The sequence below is a fragment of the Neopoerus faecalis genome (assembly GCF_029218125.1).
GTDB lineage: Bacteria > Bacillota > Clostridia > Oscillospirales > Oscillospiraceae > Oscillibacter > Oscillibacter faecalis_A.
The window spans coordinates 145,460-164,588 of the sequence record NZ_JARFXX010000001.1 but is presented as its reverse complement, the minus strand read 5'-3'; the positions used below and the strand labels follow the sequence as shown (position 1 = coordinate 164,588).

Sequence of the window (19,129 nt, the reverse complement as noted above, 5' to 3'; positions counted from 1 at the left end):
TGTTGCTTGCTTGCCGGAATTATAGCACGCGGGGACCGCCGGGGCAAGTGCTGCGGGGGGGGGGGTGCTGTGCAAATTTCCAAGATTTTTCTGCAAAAAGGCAAAAATCGGGCGGTAAATTTTACGATTCTGCGTCTTTTTACACACGGAGGGCTGTGCTAAAATAAAAAACGGAAAATGAATGATACAGGAAAGTGCGAACGCTCAAAGCGGAGCGTTGGAAGGAGAGCGCGGAAATGAGAAAGACAAAGATCGTATGTACATTGGGACCGTCCACGGACCGTGAGGAGGTCCTGCGGGGGATGATTCTGGCGGGGATGAACGTAGCCCGCTTCAACTTTTCCCACGGGACGCACCCGGAGCATCTGGCCCGGCTGGAAAAGCTGAAGGCACTGCGGGAGGAGCTGGACCGCCCGGTGGCCGCCATGCTGGATACCAAGGGGCCGGAGGTCCGGCTGCGGGATTTCAAGGACGGAAAGGTTCGCTTAACTGCGGGACAGGAGTTTACGCTGACCACCGCCAATATTTTAGGCGATGAGACCCGCTGTGCCATCAGCTATTCCGAGCTGCCGGAGGATGTCAAGCACGGCGATACGATTTTGCTGGATGACGGCCTCGTCCGCCTGACGGTGCTGGAGACCACAGACATGGACATCCGCTGTCGGGTGGAAAATGACGGGGACATGAAAAACCACAAGGGTGTCAACGTCCCCAGTGTGCGGCTGAATATGCCCTACATGAGCCAGCAGGACCGGGAGGATATTCTCTTCGGCGCGGAACAGGGCTTTGATTTTGTGGCCGCCAGCTTTGTCCGCTCCGCGGCGGATATCCGGGAGCTGCGAGCCCTGTTGGATTCCGTAGGTTCCTCCATTCGCATTATCGCTAAAATCGAAAATCAGGAGGGTGTTTCCAACCTTGCCGAAATTCTGGACGCGGCGGACGGAATCATGGTAGCCCGGGGCGATATGGGCGTGGAGATCGACTTTACAGAGATTCCCGTGATTCAAAAGAACATGATCGCCCAGTGCGTCGCCTGCGGCAAGCCGGTCATCACCGCCACGCAGATGCTGGACTCCATGATGGAAAATCCCCGGCCTACCCGGGCGGAGATCACCGATGTGGCCAACGCCATTTATGACGGGACCTCCGCCATTATGCTCTCCGGCGAAACGGCGGCGGGCAAATATCCGGTGGAGACCGTGAAGACCATGAACGCCATCGCTCTGCGGACGGAGGCGGACATCAACCACGCAAAGCGCATGGCCATGCAGTCCAGCGGCCGGGGCCGCCTTTCCGTGGCGGCCGCTACGGCCCACGCCGCCTGCACCACCGCGCAGGAGATCGGTGCGGACGCCATCATCACCGTCAGCCAGAGCGGCACCACCGCACGGCTGGTGAGCCGCTTCCATCCCGGCACGCCCATTATTGCCTGCCTTCTGAGTCGGCAGGTTCAGCGGCAGATGGCCCTCTACTGGGGCGTGGAGCCCATTATGATGCCCTATGTCAACAGCACGGACGAACTGGTGAGCCACGCGGTGGAATCCGCCGAGGCGGCGGGCCTTGTCCGGCAGGGAGATCTGGTGGTAGTTACCGCCGGCGTACCGGTGGGCATTTCCGGCACTACGAATATGATCCGCGTGCAGCAGGTGGGCGGCGCGCTGGTGAACGCCGTGGGCGTGGGGGACAGCAAGGCCTCCGGCCCGCTGTGCGTCTGCCGCCGTATTGAGGAGGTAGCGGAAAAGTTGCGCCCCGGCGATGTGCTGGTGGTGCCCTATACCACCAATGAGCTGCTGCCCTATATCCGGCAGGCCGCCGCCGTTATCACCGAGGAGGCCAGTGCGGACTGCCACACCGCCACTGTGGGGCTGACGCTGAACAAGCCGGTCATCATCGGCGCCTCCGGCGCGACCCGGCGGCTTCAGGACGGGGTCACCGTCTGCGTGGACTGCGCCCGGGGGCTTGTCAGCACCATGCCCTGATGAAATCAAAACAGGAAAGAGCGCAACGTGTGGGCCGTGATGCGGCCCACACGTTCTTTTTGCCGAAAGGCTTTTTCAATCCATGAAAAGCGTTTGTTCAAAAGCTGTGCGGGGGACCCAATGTGGGTCCCCCGCACGTATTTTTTCTTACTGTCAGACTGCGACAGCCCTTTGACGGATGAAAACACGATTTAAAGATAGCATTCCGGACGGCGGGTGGCAAGATACGGAATCTTTTTCCGCAGTGAGCTGGCCTCGGCCAAATCAATATCGCAGGTGAGTAACTGCTCGGTATCGTCCACCTTTTTCAGCACGGCGCCGCTGGGATGAATTACCAGCGATTCGCCGGCAAAGTCCATATCGCCCTCGGTGCCCACCCGGTTGCACATGGCGATGAACACCTGATTCTGCATGGCCTGCACCCGCATTTCCCACTCAAACATCTCCAGCGGCTCCGCTTTGGTGTTGGCTGTGGGAACGATGACCAGCTCCGCACCCATCAGGACACAGGTACGAATGCTCTCCGGCAGGTGGCGGTCATAGCAGATCACGATGCCGATTTTGCCGAAGGGGGTGTCGAACACCTTGAAGCCATCTTCAGAGGGCGTGTAGTAATCCTGCTCGTAAAACTGCTTTGCCTGCGCGATGTGCACCATTTTGGCAATGTCCTGCACCTGACCGTCCGGCCCGATCCAGAGCGAAGCATCGTACCGATGGCCGTTCCGTTCCAGATAGACGTTGGGGGAAAGATAGTAATGATGCTCACCGGCCTTCTGCGCCAGCAGGCGGAGAGCCTCCGCGTCCTCGCCCATGGCGTAGGCGTCCACATTTTTCTTTTCATACTGCGGGAAAAACGGCGAGAGCTGGATTTCCGGGAAGAACAGCAGGTCGCAGCCTGCCGCCTCATCGCAGTACGCAAGGCTTTTTTTCAGGTTCTCCGCAATATCGGCGGTCATGCTCATTTGTGCCAATGCGATTTTCATAATGGCGTTCCTTTCACCTTTCAGCGTGGGCCCACAGGTCCGCAGCCAAATTTTATTCTCTTATACGTACCCGTACAGCCCTCGGACGGAGACCTCCCCGGAGGTCACGGCTTCCACCGTTCCGTCCGGCCAGCGGACGGTGAGGCCGAAGTCCTCCGTGATGTCCACCGCCGTGCCCTCTCTGGTGCCGCCAGGATACAGCACCCGTACAGGGCGGCATAGTGTCAGGCAGTCCCGGCGGAAGCGCTCCAAATACCCCTGCGCCCGCTCCGGGAAGTCCCGGTACAGCTTGTCCAGCGATAGCAGCACGGCGGCGGCCAGTTCCGTCCGGTCTGGGGCGCGACCCAACGCCTGCTGAAGGGAAATGGCGGTGGGGGCTACCCCCGGGCCGAAATCCGCCTCATTCTGCCGGAGATTGATTCCAATGCCGATGATGACATAGCCAAGGCTGCCGGTTTCCGCCTCCAGTTCCATCTCCGTCAGCACGCCGCAGAGCTTTTTATCCTGTAAAACCAAATCGTTTGGCCATTTGATGCCGGGGCGGACGCCGCACACCTGTTCAATGGCGTCGCACAGGGCCACGGCGGTCCAAGCGGTAAGGCTGCTGACCCGCTCCAAGGGGCAGTAGGGCTTTAGCGCCGCCGAAAGGTACAGCCCCTTGCCGGCGGGGGAAACGAAGCTCCGCCCCCGGCGGCCCCGGCCCCCGGTCTGCTGATCGGCAAGAATTACGAGACCGTCCACGGAGCCGCTGACGGCCCGGCGCTTGATCTCGTTATTGGTAGAGTCGATGGTGGGGAGACACACGATCTCCTGACCGATGTGGTGCCCTGTAAGCCGCTGCCGCAGCTCCTCCGGCCGCAGACTGTCAGCAAGAGATATCAGGCGATAGCCGCGGTTGGTCACGGATTCGATCTCGTGGCCCTCCTGCCGCAGCACAGCCACGGCTTTGCTCACCGCCGCACGGCTGACACCCGCTGCCTGCCGGATGACCTCACCGGAGACAAATTCCCCGGGGCTTTGGCGCAGCAAACTCAGAATCGTATCCTTTGTCATAATGATATACCTCCCCATACTCCACATCATAGCAAATATCGCCCCGATTGTCAACTTAATTTTAAAAAAAGGTTGACAATCGGGGCGCGCTCTGCTACACTGCAAGCAAATTCACTCTTTGGAGGCAGTTTATGAACCAACATCGTACCCTACGCAGCCTGATTTTAGCCGCTCTGTTAGGGGCGCTGACCGCCATCGGCGCGTGGCTTCAGATTCCGGTGGGCATTACATCCATCACGCTTCAGTTCCTCTTTACCGCGTTTGCCGGTGTGCTGCTGGGCTGGAAATGGGGAGCGGTGTCCCAGCTATTGTATGTAGCTATCGGCCTTTTGGGCCTGCCGGTCTTTACGCAGGGCGGCGGCATCGGCTATGTGCTTCAGCCCAGCTTCGGCTTTTTGCTGGGGCTGATTCCCGCTGCGGCGGTCATCGGCGCGCTGACAGCCCGTCATCACAGCCATCCCGCCGTTTTTCTGGCGGCGCTGGTGGGAGACCTTGTGCTGTACCTTGTCGGCGTGCCGTATATGTACCTTATTATGCGGCTGTACCTCGGCTCGGACGCCACGCTGGCGGCGCTGGTGATGAAAATGGCGGTGTTCATCCCCGGCGATCTCATCAAGCTGGCCATCGTCACGCTGGCTGCGCCGCCGCTGCTGCGCTGCTTGGAAAAGGCGGGCTATACGCGGTCATAAAAAAAGGAGGGCCGTTGGCCCTCCTTTTATTTCGATAGATTACGCCGTGCTTTGGCTGTCTGCTTCGCGCAGTGTGTTTTTACGTCAGTCGCAGGCACCGGTGTGTACCACCTTGCCGATGTTCCACAGGTGAGCGGCCTGCTGAGCGGCGATCAGCCGTTCCTCTGGCGTCTTGTAATCGACATGGGCCGTTTCTGTGCCGCAGTCCATACACATCACGTAAACGCACCAGTTCTGCTCATCCTCAATGGCGCCGACACCTCGGCACACGGGGCAGTCCTCCAGCTCAATCTCAAGAATAGGGTCGTCCATCATTGTTCTCCTTTACTTTAAAAAAATTATCCTCAAAACTTCCGGCTGCTGCCGGAAAAGCCTCGGCTGTTGACAGTGGTGCCGCCCCGGTAGCCGCCGCTGGGGCGGTGATTGCTGCTGGGCGGCGGGGCAATGGGGGTACGCAGCGTGGTGGAGTGGAGGTAGTGGTCCGTCCGCACCTTCAGCTGCACGGCGCTGGTCATATACGCTCCGGCGTTTACCGCCCGGCGGGCGGTCTTCATGTGTCCCTTCATAATGCCGCAGGCAATGAAGGCAATGATCGCCGCCGGAATCAGGGCCATGGCGAAGAAGGAAGCGAAGGCCGCGCCGAAGCTCACAGGCTCCTCCGGCTCCACATCCACCGGCGTGCCGTTTGCGGCCTCGGAGAGAAGATAGCCGCAGGTGTCCAGATAATGCTCCAGACCCGCGTACCAATCGTCATTTCCGAAGTCGGAGAGAAAGGCGTCGTAGAGCACCTCCTCCCGGCCGTAATCCGTAAAGGCCGTGTTGCCGCTATCGCCGTGTACGGCAATGCTGACGTCCCGGGTCTCCGTACTCACCGCCAGCAATACGCCGTTTTGGCTATCACCCAGTCCCAGCGCGTTTTCCTCAAAGACATCCTGCGCGAAATCAAAAATATCCTCGTAGCCGTAGACCGTGAAATCCGGAAGCAGCAAAGCGTAAACGCCGCAGCCGTATTCATCGGCAAGGCTCTGGGCGGTATCCTCCAGCGAGGCAAGCTCCTCCGCTGTCAGGACGCCGCCAAGGTCGGTAACGGCTGCGCCCTCTGTTATGGCGGGGCCTGCCGCCAGCGCCGGTACAGTGAGGCACAGGGATAGAAGCAGGAGCGTTGCATACGCGAAAAAGCGTTTCATGCGTCCCACCTCCTTACAATGCCGCCGCCACGGCGCCCACAAGGGCCACCGCTGCGGAAATGCCCGCCGTAATTCCGGCCCACCATGTCCAGTACCGCTTCCGGGAGACCGGCAGGTCGCTGACCATCTTCCCGGTCTGGCCGTTCATGGCAAAAAGGAAGTTTTTCCCCTCCCACTGCGTACTGAGGAGCCAGACCGGCATCAGCGCACAGCGGACCTTGCCCCGGCGCAGATGGGCCTCCTTTTTCACCGGCATGCAGGTCTCATAGCCTACGGCTTGACGCTCCATGGCATCGATGGCGGTGCTCTCCGCCCGCTGCTCCGCCCGGGGGCTGCATTCCTCAATGCTGACATCGGGAATATCCGCGAAAAAGCCCGGGAGGTACGCGGTGGAAAATTCCTTCAGCTCGCCGTAGTCAAAGGGTTCCAGCGCGTCCATGTAATCGTCCGGCATTTTCCGGGAGGCGTCCGCCGGAATTTTTTCAAAGCTCACGGTCCCCGCCCGGCGCAGAGCAAAGTGCCGGGTGGTGGTGATGCGCTCCCGGCCGGTGACAATGACGCTGCTGCGGGTGGCCATGAAATCCACATCCGCCTCCGCCTGTCCGTCAAAGAGCCAGAACGGCACATAGACGCCCTTGATCTCCTGAATATGGTTCTCATCGGAGAAGCGCTTAGGCAGCAGCCGCTTGCCCTTGTAGTGGGCCCGCAGGGTGCTGAGGGCCTCCTCCCGCCCCACCTTGAAGGGGATGATGAGATCGGGCTTCAGTGCGCCGGTGAACTGGCCGGGGATGATAGTGTTGTTGCCGCAGTAGGGACAGGAGGTGGCGGCGGTGGCCTCGTCGCAGATCAGCTCCGCGCCGCAGGAGGGGCAGTGGTAGGTTTTCAGGTGGGCGGCGTCAGCGCCCCAATCGCCCTGCGCCTCCGGCGCGTCCCACTGTCCGGCGTCCGCCTTGGCTGCCTCGGCCTCCTTTTGAAAGGCTTCCTCCGCCTGCTTCTGCTTTTCCTCGCTGAAGGCCTCGGCCTCCTCCACCGTATAGCTGCTGCCGCAGTAATCGCACTCCAACCGCCCAGTGTCCTGCGCGTAGCGCAGAGGCGCCGTGCAGGCGGGACATTTAAATTCTGTGACCTGTGTGGACATAAGTCCCTCCTTTCAGATCTGTGCCGTGCCGGCTCAGATCAGGTCGCCATCGTTGAAGGGATCGCCGCACTCCGGGCAGAACTTGGGCGGGTTGCCGGGGGCCTTCGGTTCCCAGCCGCACTTGCTGCAACGGTACCGGCGCTCCTCAGCGGGGCGGGGTGCCCCGCATTCGGCGCAGAACTTGCCCTCGTTCATCGCGCCGCACCGACTGCATTTCCAACCGGCAGCGGGCCGGGGCTTTCCGCATTCCACGCAGAATTTTCCGGTGTTCTCCGCGCCGCAGGCGCACCGCCAGCACTCCGCTGCGGGAGCGGCGGCCTGCGGGGCCTGTTGGGCCTGTGCCGCCTGCTGCTGTCCCATTTGATAAAGTGTCTGGGCGTTGGTGCCGCCGACCTGACCGGCCATATTCATCCCCATGAACGCCATGGCGGGACCGGCATTGGGATTGGAGGCCGCCATTTTCATGGCGTCGCCCTGACTGGCCACCAGATGCGCGGCGCCCCGAGCGGGGTCGATAAAGGCCGCATTGCGCTGGAGCTCCTTGATGGTCTTTTCGTCCTCCTCATTGGCGGTGACGCTGGAAACGCCGCAGGAGACGATCTCCACGCCCCGCAGCTCCCGCCATTTGGCGCTGAGAATCTGGTTCAGCGTGTCGGCCAGCTCCATGGCGTGACCGGGGAGGGCGGAGTAGCGGATGCCCAGTTCGCTGATTTTGGCAAAGGCGGGCTGGAGGGCGGTGAGCAGCTCCGTTTTCAACTGGCTGTCCAGCGTGGAGCGGGGATAGTCCTCCGTCACGTTGCCGCAGACATTGGTGTAAAACAGCAGGGGGTTGGAGATATGGTAACTGTACTCGCCGAAGCAGCGAACGCCCACATCCATGTCGATACCGGCTCGCTGGTCCACCACCCGGAAGGGAACGGGACTGGCGGTGCCGTATTTATTGCCGGTGATCTCTTTGGTGTTGATATAATAGACGCGCTGGTCCTTGGGGGCCTCGCCGCCGAAGGTAAAGCGCTTGCCGATGTTCTGGAACACCTTTCCGATGCTCTCGCCCAGATGGCCGGCGAAAATGCTGGGCTCCGTGGAGGCGTCATAGACAAATTCGCCGGGCTCGGCGCAGACCTCCGCCACCTTGCCCTGATCCACAATGAGCATACACTGTCCGTCCGCCACGGCAATGACAGAGCCGGAGGTGATGATGTTCTCATCGCCCTTATAGTTGCTGGAACGGCCCGTGATCTTTTTGCGGCCCTTCACCGCCAACGTATCGGCGCTCAGCGCCTCACAGTAAAAATATTCCTTCCACTGGTCCGCCAGCACGCCGCCGGCGGCACCGGATGCCGCTTTGATCAGTCCCATGGTACGTTCTCCTTTCGTGGCCGCGCTGCTGTGCGCGATCTAAGCCCATTATACAGCACAGCGGCGGCAGTTACAACAAAAAAGAGCGCCGAAGGGCGCTCTTTTCGACAAAGTGGAAACCGGTTCGTGCCGCCGCTTCAAATTTTCGGAGCTGCAAAGAAGCCGTGAGAAGCTGCGGGAGCAAAACTGCGTTAATGATGGAACAGCCCGAACAGGCCGCCCTTCTTCTCATAGGGCTCGGACTGGACCTCCAGCAGCGTGTAGCCGGTATCGTCAATGGTCTTGCGGAGCTTTGCCTCATCCAGCGGCGCGTCGGAAATAATCACGCAGATCCCCTTGCTGTGAGAAGCCGTGACCTTTTTGACCGGGAATTCCTTGCGGATGGCATCGTTGATGTGGCTCTCGCACATTCCGCACATCATACCGTCAATTTTCAAAGTGGTCTGTGTCATAAAAATTACCTCCTGATCGGCGGGCTCGCGCCCGCGAAATAGACTGTCAAACGCAAGTAAGATAACTCTAACCGCAAGGCAAAAGAAAAGAGCCTCCCATTTGCCTGCCGGTATTGTAGCACAGCACCGCGGCAACTGCAAGAAAATCTTTTGCAGGACAATGGGTAAACGTTTACGATTGTCAAAAGGGAAGCAAAACTTGATTTTTGCTTACAAAAGACTATAATAGATTCCACTCAGTACAGGAAGCTGACAGGAAAGGATGATTAGGAAATGAGCAGGCTGGAAGTAAAAACACCGGACCGGGCTCAGGCGGTCGTAGAGCAGATGTACCGCAATATGGAGCGGCGCATCGCCGCCAGCCCTCCGGGTCTGTGCCCTGTGGACATGGCGCTGAACTCACTGGACCTGTGCCGGGCGCAGACCTGCGGCAAATGCGTTCCCTGCCGCATCGGACTGACCCAGTTGTCCGATATGCTCTCGGAGATTCTGGACGGACACTCCGATCTGCGGATGCTGCGGCATCTGGAGGAGACCGCACAGGTCATTGTGGACACGGCGGACTGTGCCATCGGCATTGACGCCGCAAACCTGATTCTCACCAGTGTCCGGGGCTTTCGGGAGGATTTTGAGGAGCATATCCTCCACCACCGCTGCCTCGGTACGCTGCGAAACCCTGTGCCCTGCGTGGCCATGTGTCCCGCCGGGGTGGATATCCCGGGTTATATTGCCTTGGTCAAGGCGGGCCGCTTTGCGGACGCCGTGCGGCTCATCCGCAAGGACAATCCCTTCCCCACGGCCTGCGCCTATATCTGCGAGCACCCCTGCGAGTCCCGCTGCCGCCGGAACATGGTGGATGACGCCATCAACATCCGGGGCCTGAAGCGGGCCGCCGTGGACCGGGCGGGAGAGGTGCCCCAGCCTGCCCCCGCACCGTCCACCGGTAAGCGGGTGGCCGTGGTGGGCGGCGGCCCCAGCGGCCTTTCCGCCGCGTATTACCTGTCCCTCATGGGCCATAAGGTCACGGTGTATGAAAAGCGCCGCCAGCTTGGCGGCATGATGCGCTACGGCATTCCCAGCTACCGTTTCCCCCGGGAAAAGCTGGACGGAGAAATTCGTTCCATCCTTTCCCTTGGCATCGAGGTACATACCGAGGTGGACATCGGCGGCGATCTGACGCTGGAGCAGCTCCGGGGCCAGTATGACGCGCTGTATCTTTCCATCGGCGCCCACACGGATAAAAAGGTGGGTATCGAGGGCGAGGATGCCATCGGCGTCATGTCCGCCGTGGATATGCTGCGGCATATCGGCGATAACGAGATGCCGGACTTCACCGGCATGAACGTGGCGGTCATCGGCGGCGGCAACGTTGCCATGGACGTGACCCGCAGCGCCGTCCGCCTCGGCGCCCAGCGGGTAACGTGTGTATACCGCCGCCGGCAGGAGGATATGACCGCGCAGGTGGAGGAGGTAGAGGGCGCCATTGCCGAGGGTGCCGAGATTCTGACTCTCCACGCGCCTCTCCGGGTGGAGGTGGAGGATGGCCGCGCTACGGCCCTTTGGGCGCAGCCCCAGCTCATCGGCGAGGTGGATAAGGCGGGACGTCCCCGGCCCAACACGGCCTCTGTGGAGCCAGTGCGGATTCCGGCGGACATCATCATCGTTGCCATCGGACAGGGCATTGAGTCCAAGGGCTTTGAGCAGGCGGGCATCAAGATTCAGCGGGGCGGCACGCTGCTGGCCTATTCCAGCACACAGCTTCCGGAGCTGGACGGTGTGTTTGCCGGCGGCGACTGTGTCAGCGGCCCCGCCACGGTAGTGCGGGCCATTGCGGCCGGTAAGGCCGCTGCCGACAATATTGACGATTATCTGGGCTTCCACCATGAGATCGAGGCCGATGTGGAGATTCCCACGCCCCGGTGCGAGGATATCCGGCCCCGAGGCCGGGTGGACTGCCGGGAGCGGGAGGCCAGCGAGCGCAAGTGCGACTTTGACTGCATGGAATGCTCCATGACGGACGAGGAGGTGGCGCAGGAGGCCGGACGGTGCCTGCGCTGCGACCACTTCGGCTACGGAATCTTCAAGGGGGGGCGTGTGGAAAAATGGTAAATATCAAGATCAACGGTACAGATATTGCCGTACAGAACGGCAGCACCATTTTGCAGGCCGCCGCCCGGGCGGGAATCCCCATTCCCCATCTGTGCTATCTCCGGGGTATTAACGAGATCGGCGCGTGCCGCATCTGCGTGGTAGAGGTAGAGGGGACGGAGCGCCTTGTCCCCGCCTGCAACACGCGGGTGGTGGAGGGGATGTCCATTCACACCAATACGCCCCGGGTCCGGGAGGCACGGAAGACAAATCTACGGCTCATTCTATCCCAGCACAATTCCACCTGCACCACCTGCATCCGCAGCGGGAACTGCGAGCTGCAAAATCTGGCCCATTACCTGAACATCCACTACCAGCCCTATCCGGTGAAGCCGGAGCGGAGCCGGCTGGACATGGACGTTCCCGTGATTCGGGAGGCCAGCAAGTGCATCAAGTGTATGCGCTGCATTCAGGTGTGCGATAAAATTCAGGGAATGCACATCTGGGATGTGGTGGGTACCGGCTCCCGCACCACGGTGGATGTTGCCGGAGGCCGTTCCCTGAAGGACACAGACTGCACATTCTGCGGGCAGTGCGTGACCCACTGCCCCACCGGCGCCCTGACAGCCCGGGACGATACCAACACCGTTCTGGACGCGCTGGCGGACCCGAACATCACCACGATCGTCCAAGTGGCGCCGGCGGTGCGGGTGGCGTGGGCGGAGGCCTTCGGCCTCTCTCCCAAGCAGGGCAGCACCGGCCGCATGGTGGCGGCGCTGAAGCAGATCGGCTTTGACTATGTGTTTGACACGAATTTTGCCGCTGACCTCACCATTATGGAGGAGGGCAGCGAGTTTGTGGAGCGCTTTACCCATAAGAGCCGCTACCGTTGGCCGATGTTCACCTCCTGCTGCCCCGGCTGGGTGCGGTTCCTGCGCTCCCAGTACCCGGACTACGTTTCCAGCCTCTCCACGGCAAAGTCCCCCCAGCAGATGTTCGGCGCTGTGGCGAAAAGCTACTTTGCCGAGAAAATGGGGTTGGACCCCCATAAGATCATGGTGGTATCCATGATGCCGTGCACAGCGAAAAAGGCGGAGTGCACACTGCCGGAAATGACCTCCGCCTGCGGCGACCCGGATGTGGACGTTGTGCTGACCACCCGGGAGATGTGCCGCCTGTTCCGAAGCGACTGTATCGTACCCACGGAGCTACCGGAGATGGAGTTTGACAGCCCGCTGGGCACCGGCACCGGCGCGGCGGTGATCTTCGGCACCACCGGCGGCGTGATGGATGCGGCGCTCCGCGGCGCCTACCACATGGTCACGGGAAAAAATCCCGATGCGGACGCCTTCCGGGAAATTCGCGGCAGCAAGCCGTGGAAGGAGGCTGTGTTCACCATTCCCGGCGCCGGCGAGGTGCGGGTGGCGGCAGTCAGCGGCCTTTCTAACGTCCGGGCGCTGATGGAGGCCATTGACCATGGCCGTGCGGACTACGATTTCGTGGAGGTCATGGCCTGTCCCGGCGGCTGTGCCGGCGGCGGCGGTCAGCCCATTCACGAGGGACAGGAGATGGCTGCGGTTCGGGGCGACCGGCTGTGGAAGCTGGACGCCGATGCCGAGCTCCGCTTCTCTCACGAAAACCCGGAGGTTCAGGCGCTATACAAGGAATACCTGAAAAAGCCGTTGGGAGAACGGTCCCTCCAGCTGCTCCACACGGAGCGGGAGCGGTAAGCCCTGCTTTGCACAATATCGAAACCAAAACTATCCCGGAAACCGTTCGGTTTCCGGGATAGTTTTTTGATGTGTTGAACTGCTTTGACCCACGTTGCCGTATTTTATACCCACGGTTGGCTGCCCTATAGGCTTACAGAGCACACAGGGCGGCCCTTTGCAGCCGGAGGCCTCGACCAAATTCCTGAAAGGCGCGGGTGATGAGAGCCTGCCCCTCGGAATTGGGATGAGTGCCATCGGCGCAGAGGGTCTGCTCCAGATGGCCATGGTCCAGAAACGCGCCCCGGACGTCCACCAGAGGGACCTGCTCCTCAGCGGCCAGATGCTCTACGGCGCGGGAGTAGCGCTCCTGCCATGCGTAGATATTGCCGACGTCCCCCAGCCAGCGCATGACCGCGCTTTTGTTCAGCCCATCGCACCACCAGTCGAAAAAGCGCTGACTGTCCAGCGGGGGCAGGTTGGTGAGGATGGGTCGGATACCCCGGGCTCTTACCTTGCGAATCATCTCCCGGTACAGCGTCACAAATTCCGGCAGCGGCACATTGGGAAGGTGCTCCCCAGCGGGGTCCTCCGCAATTTCCTTCCAGCGGAAGTCGCAGTCATTGCCGCCAAAGTCCATCACCAGAAAATCGCAGGCGGCGCCCCGGTCCAGCATCCGATCCAGCAGGCGGCTGCCCTTACGGACCGTAGCGCCGAAGTGCGCGTCATTATGAATGGAGAGCCTGAACTCCGATTCCAGCGCCGCTGTGTCCATCTCGTTCTGGGCGCGGTAGCGCCGGCTGCCGAGGTCCACCTGTATCCCCTTGAGAATGGAATCGCCCAGAAGCGTGACCTGTCTGCACTGTTCCATAAAAACACCTCACTCCATATAATATGGTTTTCAAAACTATATTATATGGCTTTGCGCCGATTTGTCAAGAGGCGCAGCGTTAAAATTGCGGAATAAGCACACCGGAGACAGCTTTTGTCAGCTCTATGGCCGGGCCGGACAGACGGTGTACCTCCGCCTGCGGCCAGAGCGCGAGAAACGGCTCCACGCCGCCCACCTCCGCCAACCCGTAAGGAGCGTGGCGGTAGTGCATGGGGAGGACGCAGCGGGGCTTCAGGGCGTCGCACACCGATTTTGCCCCGGCGGCGTCCAGTGTATAGACACCGCCCACCGGCACCAGCGCCGCGTCCACCGGACCAATGGCGGCCAACTGCTCCGCCGACAGCGGATGGCCCAGATCGCCCAGATGGGCCACGGAGATGCCATCGGCAGTGAAGACCCGGATGGTGTTGCCGCCCCGGAGCGTTCCGCCCCGGTCATCATGGAATGAGGCGATTTCCCGGACGGTAAAGGGGCTGTCCCGATGGGGCAGCAGCGTGACGCGATCCACGGCATTATGGTCAAAATGGCCATGACTGCAAAAAACGGCGTGGGCGGAAACGGACAGGGATGGGTAGCCCGGTACGCCGGTATAGGGGTCGGTGACAATGCGGTAACCGTCCGCCTCCAACAAAAAGCAGGCGTGGCCCAGCCATGTGAGCTTCATAAAAATTTCCCCCTTTGGATGAAATGAATTTTCAGAACATAAGGAAAGGGCGGCGAAGTGCCGCCGCCCTTACTGTATCAGACCTGACCGGTTTTGTCATCCGTTTTTTCCGCCGAGGCCTTCCGCTTTTCCTGCCGGCGGCGCAGTGCGCGGCGGGAGCAGACAGCGGCGGTGACGCCGATGACCGCCAGCAGCACCAACCATGTCCAGCCGTAGGCCAGTGCAACGAGAATATTCTCCACGGTATCCGTGAAGGCGCTCCAGCCACGGGTCAGGGCGCTGCCGATGCGCTCACCGAAGCTCTCCGGGACGTTTTCGGTATTGGAATACTTATAGACCTCCTGCAGATTGACGGTGATCGTGGAGAGCGCCACCTGTGAATCATAGCGCCGCAGTGTGCCGGAGAGGTTTTCGATGTTCCACTCCGTTTCGGAAATGGCAGACTCGATGGTGATGATGTCCTCCATATTTTTCGCCTGCGCCAGCAGCGTTTGCAGGCGTTCCAGTTTCACCTGCTGGGTTTTGAGGCGGCCCGCCGTATCGTAATAGACTTCCGTAATATTTTCCTGATTGGTGCTGCGCCATGTTTCGTGGGCCAATTCACCGGCCTGTTCGAAAAAGCGCTGAAATTGTCCGGAGGGGATGCGGATGGTGTAGTCCGCCCAGCGGTAGCCCCGGCTGCTGCTGCCGATGCTGCTGTTTTCCACGTAGCCGCCCAGCTCCTCCGCCAGCGCGGACAGGGAGCGGGTGGCGGCGTCAAAATCCGTGGTCTCCAGATTGAGATCACCGGTATAGATAATCTTCTGCTCTGCGGCATCGGTGGGGAGAGACTCGGTTTCATCGAAGCCGCCGGAGCCGGAGTCCGAGCCGGTATAGGAAGCGTAGCTGTCATTTTCCGTATAGTCCGGCACCATGGCTTCAGACGTATCGGCGGACGCCGAGGCGGAGCTGTTTGCAGCCTTGCCGCCGCAGGCGGTCAGGACGGTGAGCATCGTCAGGGCAAGGAAACAGGCAAAGAGCTTTCTTTTCATGATTCATCCTCCTTTTCGCGGCCTGCACCGCTTTCTATTAAATAAGACGTATGAGCTGGCCAAAATGTTCCACAGTTTCCAAATATTTTCATGGCTTGCCTTTTTCGGCGCGGGGCGGTACAATAGGGGCGCCAATCACTGTCCGCCGGAGAGGGGACAGTCAGGAAAGATAAAAATATGGAGGAAACAGCGATGACGTATCAGGAAGTTCTGGAGCAGGCCCGGACCTGCATGGGAAAGTGCCATGCCTGCCCGGTGTGCAGCGGCCTGACCTGCAAGAATATGGTTCCCGGCCCCGGCGCCAAGGGCCTTGGCACCGGTGCGATCCGGAACTATCAGAAGTGGCAGGAGCTTTGCGTCAACATGGACACCATCTGCGAAAATGCGGAGGTGGACACCAGCTATGACTTTTTCGGCCATAAGCTGACCATTCCCGTGATGGCGGGACCTGTGGGCGCGGTGGCCATGCACTACAGCGACAAGTACGATGACCTTTCCTACAATAACGTGCTGGTGGCCGGTTGTGCCAAGGCCGGAATTGCGGCCTTTACCGGCGACGGGACGAATCCCGCCGTAATGGAGGGCGCTGTGGACGCGCTGAAGCACTGCGGCGGCTGCGGCGTACCCACCGTGAAGCCGTGGAACATGGAGACCATCCGGCAGAAGATGGATATGGTCAAGGCGGCGGACCCCTACGCCATCGCCATGGACATTGACGCCGCTGGCCTGCCGTTTTTGAAGGGGCTGACGCCGCCTGCAGGCAGCAAGACCGTGGCACAGTTGAAGGACATCGCCGCCATGGCGGGCAAGCCCTTTATCCTCAAGGGTATCATGACCGTGGCCGGTGCGGAAAAGGCGCTGGAGGCCGGTGCGGCAGGCATCGTTGTCTCCAACCACGGCGGCCGTGTGCTGGATCAGTGTCCCGCCACCGCCGAGGTGCTGCCTGCCATTGCCGATGCCGTGGGCGGTAAGATGAAGATTTTCGTGGATGGCGGCATCCGTTCCGGTATGGATGTTTTCAAGGCGCTGGCGCTGGGCGCGGACGCGGTGCTCATTGCCCGGCCCTTCGTTACCATGGTCTACGGCGGCGCCGAAGAGGGCGTGGCTGCCTATGTGGACAAGCTGAAGGCCGAACTGGCGGACACCATGGCCATGTGCGGCGCCCGCAGCCTTGCCGACATCAAGCGCTCCATGCTGTTCGGATTCTAAAAGCGCGTGGCACCTGTATTGGAACCCGGCATGGGAACGCCGGATGCGCTGCTCCACTGCTTTATGGACTTGGGCGAGGCCATGCTGACGGTGGGCGCTGATGTAAACCGGGTGGAGGACACCCTGATTCGGATGGGCATGGCCTATGGCGCGGCCCGGATGAACGTATTTGTCATTACCTCCAGCATGGTGGTGACGATGACTCTGCCTGATGGACGGGATGTGACCCAGACCCGGCGCGTCCCCTCTCCCGGCGGTACGGACATGACGGTGCTGGAGGACCTCAATGCTTTGAGCCGCCGGTGCTGCGCCTGCCTGCTGCCGGCAGAGCGATTGACGGCGGAGATCAAAGCGCTGACCCAAGGCGGCGTGCGGCCGCTGTGGGCTTATTGCGGCAGTATGCTGGCGGCGGGAAGTTGCACGCTCTTTTTCGGCGGCACACCGGCAGACGGACTTTCCGCCGCGCTGTTTGGCCTTGCCATCTGCTATTTGCAGCGGCATTTTTCCCCGGCCTGCCCCAACCGCATGGTGTTCAATCTGCTGTCCTCTATGGCGGTGGGCGTGAGTATCATTTTGTGGGTGCATTTTCTGCCGGGATTGCAGTTGGACAAAATATCCATAGGGGACATTATGCTGCTCATTCCCGGCATGGCCATGACCAACGCCGTGCGGGATACCATGATCGGCTCCCCCATTGCCGGGGCTATGCGGCTGATTGAAACGCTGCTGTGGGCGGCGGCGCTGGCGCTGGGCTTTATGAGCGCCTTCTGGCTGACGGGAGGAATTGGCTTATGATCACGCAGCTTGTAACATCCTTTACCGGGGCGCTGGGTTTCTGCCTCGTGTTCCGGCTGCGGAGACGGTATCTGTTCGCCGCCCCGGTGGGGGGCCTTTTGACCTGCGGCGTGTATCTTGCGGCGGTGTCTATCTGGGGCGGGATACTGATGCCCTCGCTGGCGGCCTCCGCCTTTGCGGCGGTGTACGCGGAGTTTTTAGCGTGGCTTATGGGCGCGCCCACCACACTGTTCCTCACCCCGGCGCTCCTTATTCCCCTGATACCCGGCCGCCCGCTGTATTACGCCATGTATTACGTTGTCCGGCAGGAGTCGGAGTTGGCGCAGGATTTTGCGCGGCAGACAGCGGAATACGCGCTGGGAATTGCGTTGGGAGCCAGCCTTGTGTGGGCGTTTGCCAATATGCGCCGGAGCTGGAAGCATCACGGCTGATTGCTGGAATAAAAAACGTCTCTGCCAACAGGCAGAGACGTTTTTTATAGCTTGATGCAGCGGGCGCGGAGGGTAGAGAGGTCAAGGGGATCATGGGTCACCAACAGCACCGGCATCCGTTCCGCCGCTTGGGCGATGCACGCCGCCGCGCGCTGCCGGTTTTCCGTGTCCAGTCCGGTGAAGGGCTCGTCCAGCGCCAGCGCGTCCGCCGGGGCCAGCAGCGCCCGGGCCAGCGCAAGGCGGCGCCTCATGCCGCCGGACCATGACCGGACGCACTGACCGGGGGACGGGTCCAGACCCAGCGCCCGGAGCTGCGCGGCAGCGGCGTCATTATCCATGTCCGGCCCCAGCACGAACCGGAGATTTTCCATGGCGTCCAGCCCCGGCAGCAGCCGATCCTCCTGAAAAACGGCGCTCCAACGGACATCGGTACCGGATAATGTACCGCTGTCCGGGACCTCCAGCCCCATGAGAATCCGCAGCAGCGTGGTCTTGCCCGCGCCGGAGGGCCCCCACAGGGCGGTGACGCCGTTTTCCGCCGTGAAGGATACATTTTGCAGCACCGGACGGTCAGCATAGGACTTGCAGAGCTTTTGAACCTCCATCAGCCGCACCACCTTTCCACCGCCGCGTCCGCCAGACGCAGCAGCAGCCGCTCCGCCAGCACCGATACCGCTACAATGGCAAGCGTCCACGCAAAGAGGTCCGGCGTCTGAAAATATACCTTGGCGGTGTACAGCCGCTCCCCGATGGTCCCGGCAGGCAGGCCGATGACCTCAGCGGCGGCACCGGCCTTCCAGCAAAGGCCCAGCGCAAGAGACAGCGCTGTGCGGAAATAGGGGAGCACCTGCGGTAAGGCGATGTACCGCAGCCGCCGGGAGAGGGGGACGCGGAATACCCGGGCCATTTCCAAAAGCTGACGGTCCGTCCGGCAGAGGCCCTCCAGCACATTGAGGTAGACCGGAGGGAACACCATCAGGGCGGAGATAAAAAAGGAGAGGCTTCGGCTGTCCAGCCACACCAGCGCTAGAATGATGAAGGACGCTACCGGCACCGCTTTAATGACTGCCACCGGCGGGGCCAGCAGCTCCCGAAACCGTGGTTTCCACGCGGCAAGGGCGGCGCAGAGCACCGCCAAAATCGTGGAGAGCAGAAAGCCGCCGAAGATTCGGGCAGCGGAGCGGCCCACCGTTTCCCAGAACGCGGCGGTGCAGGCAAGCTGCCACAGACGCTCTAAAACGCTGACCGGCGAGGCCAGCAGCAGATTTCCGTGGGGATAGGCGCGGCGCAGCGCCATGGCCGCAAGCTGCCAGAGGGCAAGCCAGAGCAGCACCGCCCACAGGCGGAGCGTGTTTTTCTTTTGACCCATGGGCGGCCCCCTTCTAATCTTAATTTGAACCGGCTTACTGATTTTTTGATTATTTTAATCACGGCAGGGCATTGCCCTGCCGTGATGCGGTGATTTAAAAT

At 61.0% G+C, this 19,129-nt stretch carries 19 protein-coding genes; 7 read left to right on the top strand and 12 right to left on the bottom strand.

The genetic code is table 11. The features are described from left to right. Positions 1 to 236 precede the first annotated feature (236 nt). Positions 237 to 1,979 carry a pyruvate kinase gene (gene pyk, locus PY311_RS00770; RefSeq protein ID WP_286146763.1) on the top strand — a complete coding sequence of 581 codons (1,743 nt, stop codon included), beginning with the start codon at positions 237 to 239 and terminating at the stop codon, positions 1,977 to 1,979. Between the two features lie 191 nt (positions 1,980 to 2,170). Here the strand turns inward: pyk and PY311_RS00765 are convergent, their stop codons facing one another. Both PY311_RS00765 and PY311_RS00760 read right to left on the bottom strand, forming a co-directional pair. Then, entirely contained in the window at positions 2,171 to 2,962 is a 792-nt protein-coding gene (locus tag PY311_RS00765; protein WP_286146762.1) for a carbon-nitrogen hydrolase family protein, read from the bottom strand. Positions 2,963 to 3,022: 60 nt separating this feature from the next. Further along, positions 3,023 to 4,015 carry a biotin--[acetyl-CoA-carboxylase] ligase gene (locus PY311_RS00760; protein WP_286146761.1) on the bottom strand — a complete coding sequence of 331 codons (993 nt, stop codon included), beginning with the start codon at positions 4,013 to 4,015 and terminating at the stop codon, positions 3,023 to 3,025. 131 nt (positions 4,016 to 4,146) lie between these two features. On the opposite strand from PY311_RS00760, the gene PY311_RS00755 reads away from it, so the two are divergent. Beyond that, positions 4,147 to 4,704 carry a biotin transporter BioY gene (locus PY311_RS00755; protein ID WP_286146760.1) on the top strand — a complete coding sequence of 186 codons (558 nt, stop codon included), beginning with the start codon at positions 4,147 to 4,149 and terminating at the stop codon, positions 4,702 to 4,704. Positions 4,705 to 4,788: 84 nt separating this feature from the next. On the opposite strand, the gene PY311_RS00750 is transcribed toward PY311_RS00755, so the two are convergent. The 5 genes from PY311_RS00750 to PY311_RS00730 all read right to left on the bottom strand — a co-directional run bounded on the left by PY311_RS00750 (position 4,789) and on the right by PY311_RS00730 (position 8,840). Beyond that, entirely contained in the window at positions 4,789 to 5,016 is a 228-nt protein-coding gene (locus tag PY311_RS00750; RefSeq protein ID WP_286146759.1) for a Lar family restriction alleviation protein, read from the bottom strand. A gap of 32 nt (positions 5,017 to 5,048) precedes the next feature. Further along, positions 5,049 to 5,891, bottom strand: a complete 843-nt coding sequence (locus PY311_RS00745; RefSeq protein ID WP_286146758.1) for a TPM domain-containing protein — start codon at positions 5,889 to 5,891, stop codon at positions 5,049 to 5,051. 13 nt (positions 5,892 to 5,904) lie between these two features. Next, complete coding sequence (locus PY311_RS00740; protein ID WP_286146757.1) at positions 5,905 to 7,029, bottom strand: TFIIB-type zinc ribbon-containing protein; 1,125 nt, start codon at positions 7,027 to 7,029, stop codon at positions 5,905 to 5,907. 33 nt (positions 7,030 to 7,062) lie between these two features. Then, positions 7,063 to 8,388: an SPFH domain-containing protein gene (locus PY311_RS00735; RefSeq protein WP_286146756.1), complete on the bottom strand. Its 1,326-nt coding sequence runs from the start codon at positions 8,386 to 8,388 to the stop codon at positions 7,063 to 7,065. A gap of 191 nt (positions 8,389 to 8,579) precedes the next feature. Further along, complete coding sequence (locus tag PY311_RS00730) at positions 8,580 to 8,840, bottom strand: heavy-metal-associated domain-containing protein (RefSeq protein ID WP_286146755.1); 261 nt, start codon at positions 8,838 to 8,840, stop codon at positions 8,580 to 8,582. Positions 8,841 to 9,113: 273 nt separating this feature from the next. Here PY311_RS00730 and PY311_RS00725 point away from each other — a divergent pair, with 273 nt between their 5' ends. Both PY311_RS00725 and PY311_RS00720 read left to right on the top strand, forming a co-directional pair. After that, entirely contained in the window at positions 9,114 to 10,949 is a 1,836-nt protein-coding gene (locus tag PY311_RS00725; RefSeq protein WP_286146754.1) for an NAD(P)-binding protein, read from the top strand. After that, the gene (locus PY311_RS00720; protein WP_286146753.1) at positions 10,943 to 12,658 is read left to right on the top strand and encodes an NADH-dependent [FeFe] hydrogenase, group A6; all 1,716 of its coding nucleotides are present in this window, start codon (positions 10,943 to 10,945) and stop codon (positions 12,656 to 12,658) included. Before PY311_RS00725 ends, PY311_RS00720 begins: the two co-directional genes overlap by 7 nt. 133 nt (positions 12,659 to 12,791) lie before the next feature. Here PY311_RS00720 and PY311_RS00715 read toward each other — a convergent pair whose 3' ends face one another. From PY311_RS00715 to PY311_RS00705, 3 genes are all read right to left on the bottom strand, one after another. Then, the gene (locus PY311_RS00715; protein ID WP_286146752.1) at positions 12,792 to 13,508 is read right to left on the bottom strand and encodes an SGNH/GDSL hydrolase family protein; all 717 of its coding nucleotides are present in this window, start codon (positions 13,506 to 13,508) and stop codon (positions 12,792 to 12,794) included. Positions 13,509 to 13,587: 79 nt separating this feature from the next. After that, the gene (locus PY311_RS00710) at positions 13,588 to 14,193 is read right to left on the bottom strand and encodes an MBL fold metallo-hydrolase (RefSeq protein ID WP_286146751.1); all 606 of its coding nucleotides are present in this window, start codon (positions 14,191 to 14,193) and stop codon (positions 13,588 to 13,590) included. A gap of 77 nt (positions 14,194 to 14,270) precedes the next feature. Beyond that, positions 14,271 to 15,224 carry a DUF4349 domain-containing protein gene (locus PY311_RS00705; protein ID WP_286146750.1) on the bottom strand — a complete coding sequence of 318 codons (954 nt, stop codon included), beginning with the start codon at positions 15,222 to 15,224 and terminating at the stop codon, positions 14,271 to 14,273. A 192-nt stretch (positions 15,225 to 15,416) separates the two neighbouring features. On the opposite strand from PY311_RS00705, the gene PY311_RS00700 reads away from it, so the two are divergent. From PY311_RS00700 to PY311_RS00690, 3 genes are read left to right on the top strand one after another with little or no spacing between them, the layout of a single operon-like run. Next, the gene (locus PY311_RS00700; protein WP_286146749.1) at positions 15,417 to 16,433 is read left to right on the top strand and encodes an alpha-hydroxy-acid oxidizing protein; all 1,017 of its coding nucleotides are present in this window, start codon (positions 15,417 to 15,419) and stop codon (positions 16,431 to 16,433) included. Positions 16,434 to 16,439: 6 nt separating this feature from the next. Beyond that, positions 16,440 to 17,228 (top strand): threonine/serine exporter family protein, encoded by a 789-nt coding sequence (locus PY311_RS00695; RefSeq protein ID WP_286146748.1) that lies wholly within the window; start codon positions 16,440 to 16,442, stop codon positions 17,226 to 17,228. Then, the gene (locus tag PY311_RS00690; protein ID WP_286146747.1) at positions 17,225 to 17,659 is read left to right on the top strand and encodes a threonine/serine exporter family protein; all 435 of its coding nucleotides are present in this window, start codon (positions 17,225 to 17,227) and stop codon (positions 17,657 to 17,659) included. Before PY311_RS00695 ends, PY311_RS00690 begins: the two co-directional genes overlap by 4 nt. Before the next feature lie 44 nt (positions 17,660 to 17,703). Here the strand turns inward: PY311_RS00690 and PY311_RS00685 are convergent, their stop codons facing one another. Further along, positions 17,704 to 18,264: an ATP-binding cassette domain-containing protein gene (locus tag PY311_RS00685; protein WP_286146746.1), complete on the bottom strand. Its 561-nt coding sequence runs from the start codon at positions 18,262 to 18,264 to the stop codon at positions 17,704 to 17,706. Continuing rightward, positions 18,264 to 19,028 carry an ABC transporter permease gene (locus PY311_RS00680; protein ID WP_286146745.1) on the bottom strand — a complete coding sequence of 255 codons (765 nt, stop codon included), beginning with the start codon at positions 19,026 to 19,028 and terminating at the stop codon, positions 18,264 to 18,266. Before PY311_RS00680 ends, PY311_RS00685 begins: the two co-directional genes overlap by 1 nt. Positions 19,029 to 19,129 lie beyond the last annotated feature (101 nt).

Coding starts and splice junctions, on each gene's coding strand:
- pyk (WP_286146763.1), top strand. CDS start 237: ATGAGAAAGACAAAGATCGTATGTACATTGGGACCGTCCACGGACCGT.
- PY311_RS00765 (WP_286146762.1), bottom strand. CDS start 2,962: ATGAAAATCGCATTGGCACAAATGAGCATGACCGCCGATATTGCGGAG.
- PY311_RS00760 (WP_286146761.1), bottom strand. CDS start 4,015: ATGACAAAGGATACGATTCTGAGTTTGCTGCGCCAAAGCCCCGGGGAA.
- PY311_RS00755 (WP_286146760.1), top strand. CDS start 4,147: ATGAACCAACATCGTACCCTACGCAGCCTGATTTTAGCCGCTCTGTTA.
- PY311_RS00750 (WP_286146759.1), bottom strand. CDS start 5,016: ATGGACGACCCTATTCTTGAGATTGAGCTGGAGGACTGCCCCGTGTGC.
- PY311_RS00745 (WP_286146758.1), bottom strand. CDS start 5,891: ATGAAACGCTTTTTCGCGTATGCAACGCTCCTGCTTCTATCCCTGTGC.
- PY311_RS00740 (WP_286146757.1), bottom strand. CDS start 7,029: ATGTCCACACAGGTCACAGAATTTAAATGTCCCGCCTGCACGGCGCCT.
- PY311_RS00735 (WP_286146756.1), bottom strand. CDS start 8,388: ATGGGACTGATCAAAGCGGCATCCGGTGCCGCCGGCGGCGTGCTGGCG.
- PY311_RS00730 (WP_286146755.1), bottom strand. CDS start 8,840: ATGACACAGACCACTTTGAAAATTGACGGTATGATGTGCGGAATGTGC.
- PY311_RS00725 (WP_286146754.1), top strand. CDS start 9,114: ATGAGCAGGCTGGAAGTAAAAACACCGGACCGGGCTCAGGCGGTCGTA.
- PY311_RS00720 (WP_286146753.1), top strand. CDS start 10,943: ATGGTAAATATCAAGATCAACGGTACAGATATTGCCGTACAGAACGGC.
- PY311_RS00715 (WP_286146752.1), bottom strand. CDS start 13,508: ATGGAACAGTGCAGACAGGTCACGCTTCTGGGCGATTCCATTCTCAAG.
- PY311_RS00710 (WP_286146751.1), bottom strand. CDS start 14,193: ATGAAGCTCACATGGCTGGGCCACGCCTGCTTTTTGTTGGAGGCGGAC.
- PY311_RS00705 (WP_286146750.1), bottom strand. CDS start 15,224: ATGAAAAGAAAGCTCTTTGCCTGTTTCCTTGCCCTGACGATGCTCACC.
- PY311_RS00700 (WP_286146749.1), top strand. CDS start 15,417: ATGACGTATCAGGAAGTTCTGGAGCAGGCCCGGACCTGCATGGGAAAG.
- PY311_RS00690 (WP_286146747.1), top strand. CDS start 17,225: ATGATCACGCAGCTTGTAACATCCTTTACCGGGGCGCTGGGTTTCTGC.
- PY311_RS00685 (WP_286146746.1), bottom strand. CDS start 18,264: ATGGAGGTTCAAAAGCTCTGCAAGTCCTATGCTGACCGTCCGGTGCTG.
- PY311_RS00680 (WP_286146745.1), bottom strand. CDS start 19,028: ATGGGTCAAAAGAAAAACACGCTCCGCCTGTGGGCGGTGCTGCTCTGG.